This is a genomic window from Kitasatospora sp. NPDC058965 (genome assembly GCF_042741245.1).
Lineage (GTDB): Bacteria > Actinomycetota > Actinomycetes > Streptomycetales > Streptomycetaceae > Kitasatospora.
In genome coordinates, this window is sequence record NZ_JBHYKG010000271.1 from 1 (window position 1) to 11,979 (window position 11,979).

Sequence of the window (11,979 nt, forward strand, 5' to 3'; positions counted from 1 at the left end):
GGTGGACTCCGGGTCCTCGCGCCGGTCCGGCGCCGGGGTGCGCCACTCCGGCGGCAGGTCCGGCGGGGCGGCGGTGCGGCCGCCCTGGTCCATCACGCCGAGCACCGGCGAGGCCGGCGGCGCCGATCGGTGCCGCGGACCGGACGGGGCCGGCGCCGGGGGCTCCGGCTCGGGGCCGCCCTCCTCCGGCTTGACCGCGCTGCGCACCACCACCGGCGGGATCGGTCGCGAACCCGGGATGTTGATCGAGATCTTGGTGGTCAGCGTGGTCTCGGTGGTCTTGGGAGCCTCCGGCTCGGCCTCCGCACGCGGGGGAGCGAACGGCTCCCCGGGCCCGAAGCCGTTGCCCAGGCCCGGGATGCCGTACGGCGGGGTGCCCGACGGGTAGGCGTCGGGCGCGCCGGGCCCCCGACGGGAGGACGGGTGGGCGTTGTCAGATTCGCGGCTGCTCAATGCTGCTCTGCTCCGGGTTCGCGGCCGGACGGCTCGTCCGACGATGCTGCGGCACCACCATACTGGGAACGCCTGGGAGGCGAACTGCTTCCTATAGAACCCGATACGTCCGGATCCGTACCGCCGAGCCTACGGGCAGTCAGTCCCGTTGGCGCGGGATGCCGAAGGCGTACGGCGAGCGGGTGGGCAGGCTCGCGCAGACCAGCCCGAGACCCAGCCCGCCGAACAGGTAGAGGTACGAGCCGGCTCCGGAGGAGAGCACGAAGTCCCCCTCGGGGCGCGGCGCGGCCAGCACGATCGTGCTCAGGAACCAGCCGATCATCGCCGCCCCGGCGCCGAGCTTGGTGCCGGCCGCCCGCAGTCCGCCGTAGAAGACGGCCGCGCTGGCGAGCAGCGCCAGCAGCACCCCGAACGGGTCCCACAGGGCCTGCACGAAGGATCCGCAGAGGCCGACCAGCAGGCCGAGCACGAAGAGGACCAGGTAGCAGGCGACGCGCCGGTTGCGGGACGGCAGGGGTTCGGCCATCCGCTGGGCGCGGGTGCCGAGCAGGGCGTGCAGCGGGTTCACCGGGCCTCGACCCCCGCGAACAGGTCGGTCTCCGGCCGGGCGGAGCCGAGCTCGCCGCGGGCCAGTTGGTAGTACTCGTCGCTGATCAGCGGCTGCCACTGCGCGTTGCTGAGCGCGAAGTCGGCGCCGTCCACCACGATCTGGGTGGCGTGCGCGCGCATCGCGGCGGCCTTGCGGTCGGCGTACCCGGTGCCGTCCAGCACCGCGTCCACCAGCTCGTCGGCCACCACGCCGGGCACCGCCCCGGGCTCGGCCACCACCGGGTGCTCGGCGGCGGTGGCCGCCAGCCGGGCCAGCAGCACCGAGCGCGGCATCCGGTTCCAGTAGACCTTGACGATCCGCCAGGCCGGCCCGAGCTCCGGGCGGAAGGCGGGGTCGGCGGCCAGCTCGACGGCGCGCATCGCCACCCGGTGGGCCTGGATGTGGTCCGGGTGGCCGTAGCCGCCCTGCTCGTCGTAGGTGACCAGCACCTGCGGGCGGACCTCGCGGACCACGGCCACCAGGTGGCCGGCCGCCTCGTCCGGGTCGGCCTGCCAGAAGCAGTCGGGCCGGTCGTTCTCCGGCAGGCCCATCATCCCGGAGTCGCGGTAGCGGCCCGGGCCGCCGAGGAAGCGGACGTCGGTGACGCCGACCGCCGCCATGGCGGCGGTGAGCTCGCCGATCCGGTGCCCGCCGAGGGCGTCCTGCCGGTCGGCGGTGAGGTGGGCCAGCTCGGCCGGGATCACCTCGCCGCCCTCGCCGAGGGTGCAGGTCACCAGGGTGACCCCGGCACCCTCGGCGGCGTAGCGGGCCATGGTCGCGCCGTTGCCGATCGACTCGTCGTCGGGGTGGGCGTGCACCAGCAGCAGGCGGCGATCGGCGGGGACAGCGGTCATGGGGTGCAGCCTAGACCGCGCGGGGCCGGATCCCGCGGCGCGGGGGGCTCAGAGCTTCAGGCCATTGATCATCCCTGCCAGATTGCTCGTCACCTGCTGGATCGACGGCGCGATCGACGTCGAGGCCAGGTAGAAGCCCAGCAGGGCGCAGACCACCGCGTGGGCGAGCTTGAGGCCGGAGCGGCGGATCAGCACCACCACGATCACCAGCATCAGCATGACGGCGGAGACGGACAAGGCCATGACGGCTCACACCCCTTCTCGGGTGCGCCGCCCCAGCGGGCGGCGGTCGGTTCGCTGAACAAAGGAATACCCGATCAGTGAGCTCCGCATTACTTTCCGTGAGTCCGCGTGGCGCGCCTGACCAGGGCCGGAAGGCCGCACCAGGCCCGGTCAGCGGCCGTGCGGGGGGCTCGTGGGACCAGTTGTCCGCGCTGCTCCGAACGAGTGATCAGGAAACGATCGATCACGAATGGTGCGACCCCGTAGGGTGCGGTGCCATGACCATTGACGCACCCTCACCCACCCCCGAGGACACCTTTCCGCGGCAGTACGCGCGCACCCAGCGCTACACCGTGGGCCAGCCGCGCTCGTACGCCGTGGCGCCGGACGGCTCCCGGGTGCTCTTCCTGCGCTCCGGCGGCGGAGCCGACCGCGCCAACCGGCTGTGGAGCCTGGACGTGGCCAGCGGGACCGAGACGGTGCTGGCCGACCCGGCCGCCCTGCTCGACGGCGGCGCCGAGGACCTGTCGCCGGCCGAGCGGGCCCGCCGCGAGCGCAGCCGGGAGAGCTCGGCCGGGATCGTCGGGTACGCCCTGGACGCGGCCGGCGAGCTGGCGGTCTTCCCGCTCTCCGGCCGGCTGTTCGCGGCCGGCCCGGCCACCGGCACGGTGCGCGAGCTGCCGGTGGGCGCCCCGGTGCTGGACCCGCGGCCGGCGCCGGACGGCCGCTGGGTGGCCTGCCCGACCGTCGACGGCGCGCTGCGTCTGGTGGCCGCCGACGGCAGTGCCGAGCGGGTGCTGGCCGAGCCGGAGGCGCCGGGGGTGACCTGGGGTCAGGCCGAGTTCATCGCCCAGGAGGAGATGGGCCGGGACCGCGGCCACTGGTGGTCCCCGCAGAGCGACCGGCTGCTGGTCGCCCGGGTGGACGAGGCGCCGGTGCAGCGCTGGTGGATCGCCGACCCGGCCAACCCGGCGGCGGCCCCGACCGAGGTCGCCTACCCGGCCACCGGCACCGCCAACGCCGAGGTCACGCTCTGGCTGGTGGACCTGGAGGGCCGGCGCACCGAGGTGGTCTGGGACCGGACGACCCACCCGTACCTGGGCCGGGTGCACTGGTCGGCCGGCGGCCCGGCGCTGCTCCTGGTGCAGACCCGCGACCAGCGCGGCCACCTGCTGCTCACCGTGGACCCGGCCACCGGCGCGACCAGCACGCTGCGCACCGAGCAGGACCCGGTCTGGCTGGAGCTGTTCCCCGGCGCCCCGGCCTGGACGCCCGGCGGCGCGCTGCTGCGGATCGGCGACGAGCTGGGCCACCGGGCGCTGTTCGCCGACGACCGCCCGCTCACCGGCGCCGCCCTGCACCTGCGCTCGGTGCTGGCGGTGGGGGAGGCCGACGCCCTGGTGCTGGCGAGCGCGGGCGAGGCGGCCGAGGACTGGACGCCCGGCCTGGTCGGCCTCTACCAGGTGCCGCTGGACGGCTCCGGCCCCCGGCTGCTGCGCACCGGCGCGGCACTGGACGCGGTGCGCGGCGGCGGCACCCTGGTGCTCTCCCAGTCCTCGCTGGAGTACCCGGGCCGGCGGGCCGAGGTGCTGCGCGACGGCGAGCCGGTGGCCGTGGTCGCCAACCACGCCGAGCGGCCGGTGCTGACGGCCCGTCCGGTCTTCCGGCTGGCCGGCGAGCGGCGGATCCCCGCGGCGGTGCTGCTGCCCACCGGCTACGACCGGGAGCGGGACGGCCTGCTGCCGGTGCTGATGGACCCGTACGGCGGCCCGCACGGCCAGATGGTGGTGCAGGCGCACAACGCCCACCTCTCCTCGCAGTGGTTCGCCGACCAGGGCTTCGCGGTGGTGGTGGCGGACGGGCGCGGCACCCCCGGGCGCAGCCCCGCCTGGGAGAAGGCGATCGCCTTCGACCTGGCCGAGGTCACCCTGGCCGACCAGGTCGAGGCGCTGCGCGCGCTGGCCGAGGAGTTCCCGCTGGACCTGGCCAAGGTGGCGATCCGCGGCTGGTCCTACGGCGGCTACCTGGCGGCGCTGGCGGTGCTGCGCCGTCCGGACGTGTTCCACACGGCGGTGGCCGGCGCCCCGGTGACCGACTTCGCGCTGTACGACACGCACTACACCGAGCGCTACCTGGGCACCCCGCAGGAGCGCCCGGAGGTCTACCGGGCGCACTCGCTGATCGAGGACGCGGCGAAGCTGGAGCGGCCGCTGATGGTCATCCACGGCCTGGCCGACGACAACGTGGTGGCCGCGCACACCCTGCGCCTGTCCTCCGCGCTGCTGGCCGCCGGCCGGCCGCACACCGTGCTGCCGCTGTCCGGGGTCACCCACATGACCCCGCAGGAGCAGGTGGCGGAGAACCTGCTGCTGCTCCAGGTGGACTTCCTGAAGGAGAGCCTGGGCCTGGAGCGCTGACCGCGGCCGCGGCGCCCCCGGCGTGACATCTGTCATGCCGGGGACGCGACGGCGCACACTGCCCGCGACCCCGTCCCGCGCGGCACTGTGGATCCCGTCGGGGGAACCGAGCGAGAGGACGGGACGATGACCGCGCCAGTGGCCGCCTTCCGGGGCGTGAGCAAGAGCTACGGGAAGGTCCGGGCGGTGAACGGCCTGGACCTGACCCTGCACCCGGGCGAGACCGTGGCCCTGCTCGGCCCGAACGGGGCGGGCAAGTCCAGCAGCCTGGACCTGCTGCTCGGCCTGCGGGAGCCGGACCGGGGCGAGGTCACCCTGTTCGGCGGCGCCCCGCGGGCGGCGATCCAGGCCGGCCGGGTCGGCGCGATGCTGCAGAGCGGCGGCCTGATGACCGACGTCACGGTGGCCGAACTGGTCAAGCTGGCCTGCGCCGTGCACCCGCGGGGCCACCGCCCCGAGCAGGTGCTCCAGGACGCCGGGATCGAGGAGATCGCCGGCCGCCGGGTGGACAAGCTGTCCGGCGGGCAGGAGCAGCGGGTCCGGTTCGCACTGGCGGTCGCCGGCGACCACGAGCTGATCGTGCTGGACGAGCCCACCACCGGGATGGACGTGGCGGTCCGCCAGCAGTTCTGGGCCGCGATGCGCCGGCAGGCCGAGCAGGGCCGCACGGTGCTGTTCGCCACCCACTACCTGGAGGAGGCCGACTCGGTCGCCGACCGGGTGCTGGTGCTGCACCGCGGCCGGCTGATCGCGGACGGCTCGTCGGCCGAGATCAAGGCCCGGGCCGGCGCCCGGCGGGTCAGTTTCGAACTGCACGCCGCGGACGGCCACGTCGAGGAGGGCGTGCTGCGCGCGCTGCCCGGGCTGGCCGCGCTCGAGCTGAGCGGCTCGGCGCACGCGGTGCGCACGGTGCGGATCCGGGCCACCGACGCCGACGCGGTGGTGGCCGGGCTGTACCGGGCCGGCTGCTACCCGCGCGGCCTGGAAGTCACCGGCCTGGGCCTGGAGCAGGCCTTCCTGACCATCACCGAGGCCGCCGAGGCGACCGAGCCCGTCGAGACCGAGCACAGCCTGGAGGACGCGCGATGAGCGAGCGGAGCGAGCGAATCGATCAAGAGGTGCGGATGTGCGAAGCACCCGCCGAGCGAAGCGAGGCGGGCGCATGAGCACACTGATCCAGCTGGAGATCCTGCGCACCCTGCGGAACAAGCGGTACGTCTTCTTCACCGTGCTCTACCCGGCGCTGATGTACTTCTTCTTCATCAACGCCTACGGGCAGCACGGCACGGCCGGCGGGGTCAGCGCGAAGAGCTACTTCATGGTCTCGATGGCCACCTTCGGCGCCGTGGGCGCGGTGCTCACCGGCAGCGCGCAGCGGATCTCGCTGGAGCGCAAGACCGGGTGGACCCGCCAGCTGCGGCTCACCGCACTGCCCGGGCGGGCCTACGCCACCGCCAAGATCTGCGCCTGCGCGGTGACCACGCTGCCGGCCATCCTGGTGGTCTTCGCGCTCGGCGCGGTCGAGGGCGTGCGGCTGGACGCCGGGCAGTGGCTGGGCCTGGTGGCGGCGCTGTGGGCGGGCAGCTTCGTCTTCGCCGCGCTGGGCGTGGCGCTCGGCTACGCGGCCGAGCCGAACGCGGTGCAGCCGATCGTGATGATCGTCTACATGCTGATGGCGGCCTTCGGCGGCACCTGGTTCCCGGTCAGCGGCACGCTGCAGACCATCGCCCGGTTCAACCCGGTCTACCTGTACAACCGGCTGGCGGTCTTCGTGCACCCCGGCGCCTCGTTCGACACCGCGGCGGCGGCCGGCCTGGTGGCCTTCCTGGCGGTCTTCGTGGCCGCGGCGGCCTTCCTGTACCGGCGGGACGCCCAGCAGGCATGATGATCACCATGCCGCAGCAGCCCCTGGACCCCCGCCCCGCCGAGCCGGAGCGGGCGGGCCGGGGGCCCGCCGCGTCCACCGCCGGCCGGGACTTCCGGGTGGTGCCCGGAGTCCCCGCCGACAACCGCCGCCAACTGGTCGTCAAGCTCTGCTGGATGATGCTCTGGGCGCTCTACCTGGCCTACCCGGTGCAGGACCTGACCAGCGGTCGCCACTCCGCCTCGGCGGTGGTGCTGGGCTGGGTGGCGCTGGCGGTCTTCCTCGGCTGCTACCTGTGGCTGATGGTCACCCGTTCGATGAAGGGCGCCGACCCGCGCGGCACCTACCCGCTGATCGCGGTGCTGGCGGTGCTGACGGTGGCCGCCCCGCTCTGCCTCGGCGACGCCTGGCTCGGCCTGTTCACCTACCTCTCGGTGGCGCTCGGTGCGGTGCTGCCGCTGCGCTTCGGACTCTGGGGCGTGACCGCCTGCACCGCGGTGTACGCGCTGGTGGGGCTGGGGATCGGGGCGAGCGCCTCGGTGCTGCTCAGCCTGGCGCTGCCGACCTTCCTGGCCGGCCTGGCGATGACCGGCCTGCAGCGGCTGGTCTCCACCATGCGCGAGCTGCGCGAGGCCCGGCTGGTGGCGGCCCACCTGGCCGCCTCCGAGGAACGGCTGCGGCTGGCCCGGGACATGCACGACCTGCTCGGGCACTCGCTCTCGCTGATCACCCTGAAGAGCGAGCTGGCCCGGCGGTTCATGGACGCGGGCCGGGAGGAGCAGGCCCGCGGCCAGGTGACCGAGATCGAGCAGGTGGCCCGCCAGTCGCTGGCCGACGTGCGGGCCGCGATCAGCGGCTACCGCAAGCCCACCCTCTCGGTGGAGCTGGCCGCCGCGCGGACCGCGCTGGGCACCACCGGCATCACCCTGGAGGCGCCGTCCACCCTGCTGGAGGAGCAGCCCGGCCTGGGCGGGCCGGAGTCGGAGGCGCTGGCCTGGGCGCTGCGCGAGGCGGTCACCAACGTGGTCCGGCACGCCGCCGGGGCCACCCAGTGCACCGTGTCGCTGGACGAGACCTGGGACCCGGACGGCGCCCGGTACGCGGTGCTGGCGGTCGCCGACGACGGGCGCGGCCCCGGCAAGTCCGGCCCGGGCAACGGCCTGACCGGCCTGGACGAGCGCCTCGCGCTGGTCGGCGGCCGGCTGGAGAGCGGCCCGGGGCCGCACGGCAAGGGGTTCACGGTCCGCGCGCTGGTCCCGCTGGGGGTCCGGGTTCCCACGCACCACTAGGGTCGGCGGTATGAGTGAGGATCAGGTGCGGGTGCTGCTCGCCGAGGACCAGTCGATGGTGCGCGAGGCGCTGGCGGCGCTGCTGGGCCTCGAGGGGGACATCGAGGTGGTGGCCCAGGTCTCCCGCGGGGACCAGGTGGTCGACGCCGTGCTGGCGCACCGGGTCCAGGTGGCGGTGCTCGACATCGAGATGCCCGGACTGACCGGGATCGAGGCCGCCGCCCTGGTCAAGCGGCACAGCCCGGGGACCAGGGTGGTGATCGCCACCACCTTCGGCCGCCCCGGCTACCTGCGCCGGGCGATGGAGGCCGGCGCCGACGCCTTCCTGGTCAAGGACGCGCCCGCCAGCGAACTCGCCGAGGCGGTGCGCCGGGTGCTGCGCGGCGAGCGGGTGATCGACCCGCAGCTCGCCGCCGCCGCCCTGGCCGAGGGGGCCAACCCGCTGACCGGCCGCGAGCTCGACGTGCTGGCGGCGGCCGCCGACGGCGCGGTCAACGCGGACATCGCCCGCACCCTGCACCTGTCCGAGGGCACGGTGCGCAACTACCTCTCGATGGCGATCCAGAAGACCGGCGCCCGCAACCGCGCCGAGGCGGTCCGGGTGGCCCGGGAGAAGGGCTGGCTGTAGGACCCGCCGAGCCGTGGTCAGTTGAGCCGGTGGCGGGCCGCCCGGGCGTCCTGGCGGACCCGCGCGGCCGAGTCCGGGTCGAAGGCGTCCAGGATCCGCGCGTAGTCCTCCATCTCGGCCGCGCCGCCCAGGAAGTCGCCGGTGCGCACCAGCAGCTCGGCGCGCTCCAGGCGCAGCTGGGCCGGGTGCCGGGGCAGCAGCAGCGCGAGCTCGGTGGCCCAGAGCTGGGTGCGGGCCTGCTCCGGCCGTTCGCCGGCCCAGCTGCGGACGTTGCCGAGCACCCGCAGCACGATGTCCAGCGGCTGCGCCGGGGTGAGCAGTTCGGGGGTGAACTGCTGTCCGGCCGCGGCGGTCAGCCGGGCCGCGTCGCGCGCGTCCAGCAGCCGCCCGCCGTGGAACGGATCGGCCAGCACGTACTCCTCGCCCGGCACCGGGGCGCCCACGGCCACGATGAAGTGACCCGGCAGCCCGATCCCGTGCACGGTCAGCCCGGCCCGGGCGGCCACCGCCGACCAGACCAGCGAGAGCATGATCGGCAGCCCGCGCCGGCGCCGCAGCACCTCGGGCAGCAGCGAGGACTCCAGCCGCCGGTAGTCCGACTCCCGCCCGTGGAACCGCTCGCGCCCGCCCAGCACCGCGGCCAGCAGCGCCGCCACCTCCTCCGGCGAGCGGGGCCGGCGCTCGGCCACCGCCCGGCGCACCGCCGCGGCGTGCCGGTCCAGCGCGGCCAGGCAGCCGGTGACCAACGCGTCCAGGGTGGGCGGCGGCTCGCCGCCGGGCACCTCGGCCAGGGTGTGCTCGGCGGCGGCCAACAGGCAGAGCAGCACCGGATCGGGCTGCTCGGACCTGGCCGCGGCGTGGAAGCGGGTTCTGCTCTGCTCGGTCACGGTGGCTGCGACGGCTTTCGGTCGTGACGGTGGTGGTACGGGGTGCCGCGCCCGCGGGGAGGTGCGGGGTGCTGCCGGGAGAACCTATGCCGCCGGCTCCGGCTGCGGAAGTCGGGCGTAGTGGTAAGTGTGACTGGTCGTGAAGCCCAGTCGGTCGTAGAGCGCGAGCGCCCCGTCGTTCTCCGCCTCCACCTGCAGGTAGGCGGCCTGCGCGCCCTCCTCGGCGGCGCGCGCCGCCAGCACCGCCATCAGCGCCGAGGCCAGCCCCTGGCGGCGGGCGGCCGGGCGGACCTCGATCGCCCCCAGACAGGCCCACGGCCCGTCCACCACGCACCGGCCGATCGCCAGCGGGGCCGAGCCGTCCGGGGCCGGCACGGCGGCGAACCAGACCGAGGGCCCGCCGTGCAGCACCAGGGCGGCCGCCGCCTCGGCCGCCGGGGCCTCGCCGACCCGGTGGTAGACCGACATCCAGGCGTCGTCCGCGCGCCGGGACAGCCGCACCCGGGACACCGACGCCTCGGTGACGCCCGGCGCCCTGGTCAGCGCGGTCAGCGGGGCGGTGCGCACCAGGGTGGGGGCGTAGGCCGCGCCGAGCCGGTCCAGCACCGCCGTCAGCTCGGCCGGGGAACCGGGCTCGATCACCTCGACGAAGGCCGGCAGCCCGCGCCCGGCGTACCACTGCCGCACCCGGTCCAGCGCCCGGTCCAGCGGGAGTCCCGGATCGCCCAGCGCCTGCACCGAGTTGGCCCGCCGGGTGAAACCGGCCGCGGCGCGCAGCGTCCACTCGCCCAGCTGCTCCTGCTCCACCGCCGGCCAGCCGCGTGCGGCGATTCGCTGGAGTGCGACCGGGTCCACCTCGGGCACCGCGGCGGCCCGGGCCGGGAAGAGCGGCACCGTCTTGCCGGCCACCAGCGCGTCCCGGGCGATCCTGACTTCGGTCAGGTCCCTGGTCAGCACGGTCAGTTCGTGTCCGTCCCAGGAGGTGAGCACGCCGATCGCGTCACGGAACGCCGGTCGCCCGGTCGCCGGGTCCGGGTCGGCCTCCACGCGTCGCACCGAGACGCGTCGTCCCACGTCAGAGCCGTCTATCCGGACTTCGGGACGCGCGCCGACCGGAATCCGGTTGGTGCTCATGGTGACCTCCGGTGCATGTGTAGTGTCTGACCCGCGATACTAGGGGCGGGCATCGACGACGCCGCGCTCACCCGCGCACGCAAGCAATAGTTTGGGCAGCTGCCCAGCCGAGGAGGAACGACAGCGTGACCTACGTCATCGCGCAGCCTTGTGTCGACGTCAAGGACAAGGCCTGCATCGAAGAGTGCCCGGTGGACTGCATCTACGAGGGCAAGCGCTCCCTGTACATCCACCCGGACGAGTGCGTCGACTGTGGTGCCTGCGAGCCGGTCTGCCCGGTCGAGGCGATCTTCTACGAGGACGACACCCCGGAGGAGTGGAAGGACTACTACAAGGCCAACGTCGAGTTCTTCGACGACCTCGGCTCGCCCGGTGGTGCCTCCAAGCTCGGCCTGATCGACCGCGACCACGAGTTCATCGCCGCGCTGCCGCCGCAGAACCAGGGCGAGCACTGACACCGTGAGCAGCGCTGAAAGCACCAACAGCGTGCCGCGCGCGCCGTTCCCGGGCCACCCGGGGGCGGCGCGCCGCGTATCCGACCTGTTGCCGGTCTTCCCGTGGGACAAGCTGGAGCCGTACAAGGCGACCGCGCTGGCCCACCCGGACGGCCTGTGCGACTTCTCGGTGGGCACCCCGGTGGACCCGGTCCCCGAGCTGATCCAGAAGGCGCTGGCGGGCGCCGCCGACGCGCCGGGCTACCCGACCGTCTGGGGCCCGCTGGAACTGCGCCAGGCGATCGCCGGCTGGCTGCACCGCCGCTGCGGAGCGGACGTCGAGCCCGAGCAGGTGCTGCCGACCGTCGGCTCCAAGGAGCTGGTGGCCTGGCTGCCCGGTCAGCTCGGCCTCGGCCCCGGTGACCAGGTGGCCTATCCCCGGCTGGCCTACCCGACCTACGAGGTGGGCGCCCGGCTGTGCGGCGCCGAGCCGGTCGAGTACGACGACGTGGCCGAGCTGGACGGCTCCCGGGTCCGGCTGCTCTGGCTGAACTCGCCGTCCAACCCGACCGGTCGGGTGCTGACGGCCGATCAGCTGCGGCGCGCGGTGGTCTGGGCCCGGGAGCACGGTGCGCTGCTGGTCAGCGACGAGTGCTACCTGGAGCTGGGCTGGGAGGCCGAGCCGGTCTCGGTGCTGCGCCCGGACGTCTGCGACGGCTCGGCCGAGGGCCTGCTGGCCGTGCACTCGCTCTCCAAGCGGTCCAACCTGGCCGGCTACCGCGCCTCCTTCGTGGCGGGCGACCCGGTGGTGGTCCGGGAGCTGCTGGAGATCCGCAAGCACGGCGGCATGATCGTGCCGGCGCCGGTGCAGGCGGCCACCGTGGCCGCGCTGGGCGACGACGCGCACGTGCACGAGCAGCGGGCCCGGTACGCGGCCCGGCGCCGGGCGCTGCGCGCGGCACTGGAGTCCCGCGGCTTCCGGATCGAGCACTCGGAGGCCAGCCTGTACCTCTGGGCGACCCGGGACGAGCCCTGCTGGGAGACCGTGGCCGGGCTGGCCGAGCTGGGCGTCCTGGTGGCGCCCGGCGACTTCTACGGTCCGGCCGGCGCCCGGCACGTGCGGGTGGCGTTCACCGCCACCGACGAGCGGGTGGCCTCGGCGGTGGCCCGGCTGACCGCCTGAGCCGACCCGACCCGACGGCGGAGGG

At 74.8% G+C, this 11,979-nt stretch carries 12 protein-coding genes and 1 pseudogene; 7 read left to right on the plus strand and 6 right to left on the minus strand.

Features of this window, described 5'->3' with window-relative positions:
• From ACFW1A_RS31510 to ACFW1A_RS31525, 4 genes and pseudogenes are all read right to left on the minus strand, one after another.
• Positions 1-453, minus strand: a pseudogene (locus tag ACFW1A_RS31510) (hypothetical protein); the annotation flags it as partial.
• Positions 454-592: 139 nt separating this feature from the next.
• A complete protein-coding gene (locus ACFW1A_RS31515) occupies positions 593-1,021 on the minus strand; it encodes a DUF6113 family protein (RefSeq protein WP_380414859.1) in 429 nt (142 codons plus the stop codon).
• The gene (gene mshB / locus ACFW1A_RS31520) at positions 1,018-1,896 is read right to left on the minus strand and encodes an N-acetyl-1-D-myo-inositol-2-amino-2-deoxy-alpha-D-glucopyranoside deacetylase (RefSeq protein ID WP_380414861.1); all 879 of its coding nucleotides are present in this window, start codon (positions 1,894-1,896) and stop codon (positions 1,018-1,020) included. Before mshB ends, ACFW1A_RS31515 begins: the two co-directional genes overlap by 4 nt.
• A 48-nt stretch (positions 1,897-1,944) precedes the next feature.
• Positions 1,945-2,139: a DUF2304 domain-containing protein gene (locus ACFW1A_RS31525; protein ID WP_110672373.1), complete on the minus strand. Its 195-nt coding sequence runs from the start codon at positions 2,137-2,139 to the stop codon at positions 1,945-1,947.
• Positions 2,140-2,396: 257 nt separating this feature from the next.
• Here ACFW1A_RS31525 and ACFW1A_RS31530 point away from each other — a divergent pair, with 257 nt between their 5' ends.
• The 5 genes from ACFW1A_RS31530 (at position 2,397) to ACFW1A_RS31550 (ending at position 8,316) form a co-directional block, all read left to right on the plus strand.
• The gene (locus tag ACFW1A_RS31530; protein ID WP_380414863.1) at positions 2,397-4,535 is read left to right on the plus strand and encodes a prolyl oligopeptidase family serine peptidase; all 2,139 of its coding nucleotides are present in this window, start codon (positions 2,397-2,399) and stop codon (positions 4,533-4,535) included.
• Between the two features lie 126 nt (positions 4,536-4,661).
• A complete protein-coding gene (locus tag ACFW1A_RS31535; protein WP_380414865.1) occupies positions 4,662-5,624 on the plus strand; it encodes an ABC transporter ATP-binding protein in 963 nt (320 codons plus the stop codon).
• 73 nt (positions 5,625-5,697) lie between these two features.
• Positions 5,698-6,420 carry an ABC transporter permease gene (locus ACFW1A_RS31540; protein ID WP_380414867.1) on the plus strand — a complete coding sequence of 241 codons (723 nt, stop codon included), beginning with the start codon at positions 5,698-5,700 and terminating at the stop codon, positions 6,418-6,420.
• Between the two features lie 8 nt (positions 6,421-6,428).
• Positions 6,429-7,688, plus strand: a complete 1,260-nt coding sequence (locus ACFW1A_RS31545; protein ID WP_380414869.1) for a sensor histidine kinase — start codon at positions 6,429-6,431, stop codon at positions 7,686-7,688.
• 10 nt (positions 7,689-7,698) lie between these two features.
• The gene (locus ACFW1A_RS31550; RefSeq protein WP_380414871.1) at positions 7,699-8,316 is read left to right on the plus strand and encodes a response regulator; all 618 of its coding nucleotides are present in this window, start codon (positions 7,699-7,701) and stop codon (positions 8,314-8,316) included.
• 17 nt (positions 8,317-8,333) lie between these two features.
• On the opposite strand, the gene ACFW1A_RS31555 is transcribed toward ACFW1A_RS31550, so the two are convergent.
• Together ACFW1A_RS31555 and ACFW1A_RS31560 are read right to left on the minus strand one after the other, a co-directional pair.
• Positions 8,334-9,203, minus strand: a complete 870-nt coding sequence (locus tag ACFW1A_RS31555; protein WP_380414873.1) for a transglutaminase family protein — start codon at positions 9,201-9,203, stop codon at positions 8,334-8,336.
• 84 nt (positions 9,204-9,287) lie between these two features.
• A complete protein-coding gene (locus ACFW1A_RS31560; protein WP_380414875.1) occupies positions 9,288-10,337 on the minus strand; it encodes a GNAT family N-acetyltransferase in 1,050 nt (349 codons plus the stop codon).
• A 125-nt stretch (positions 10,338-10,462) separates the two neighbouring features.
• Here ACFW1A_RS31560 and fdxA point away from each other — a divergent pair, with 125 nt between their 5' ends.
• Together fdxA and dapC are read left to right on the plus strand one after the other, a co-directional pair.
• A complete protein-coding gene (gene fdxA, locus ACFW1A_RS31565; protein ID WP_380414877.1) occupies positions 10,463-10,792 on the plus strand; it encodes a ferredoxin in 330 nt (109 codons plus the stop codon).
• 31 nt (positions 10,793-10,823) lie between these two features.
• Positions 10,824-11,954, plus strand: coding sequence for a succinyldiaminopimelate transaminase (dapC, locus tag ACFW1A_RS31570; RefSeq protein ID WP_380414879.1), 1,131 nt, complete (start codon positions 10,824-10,826; stop codon positions 11,952-11,954).
• Positions 11,955-11,979: the final 25 nt, after the last annotated feature.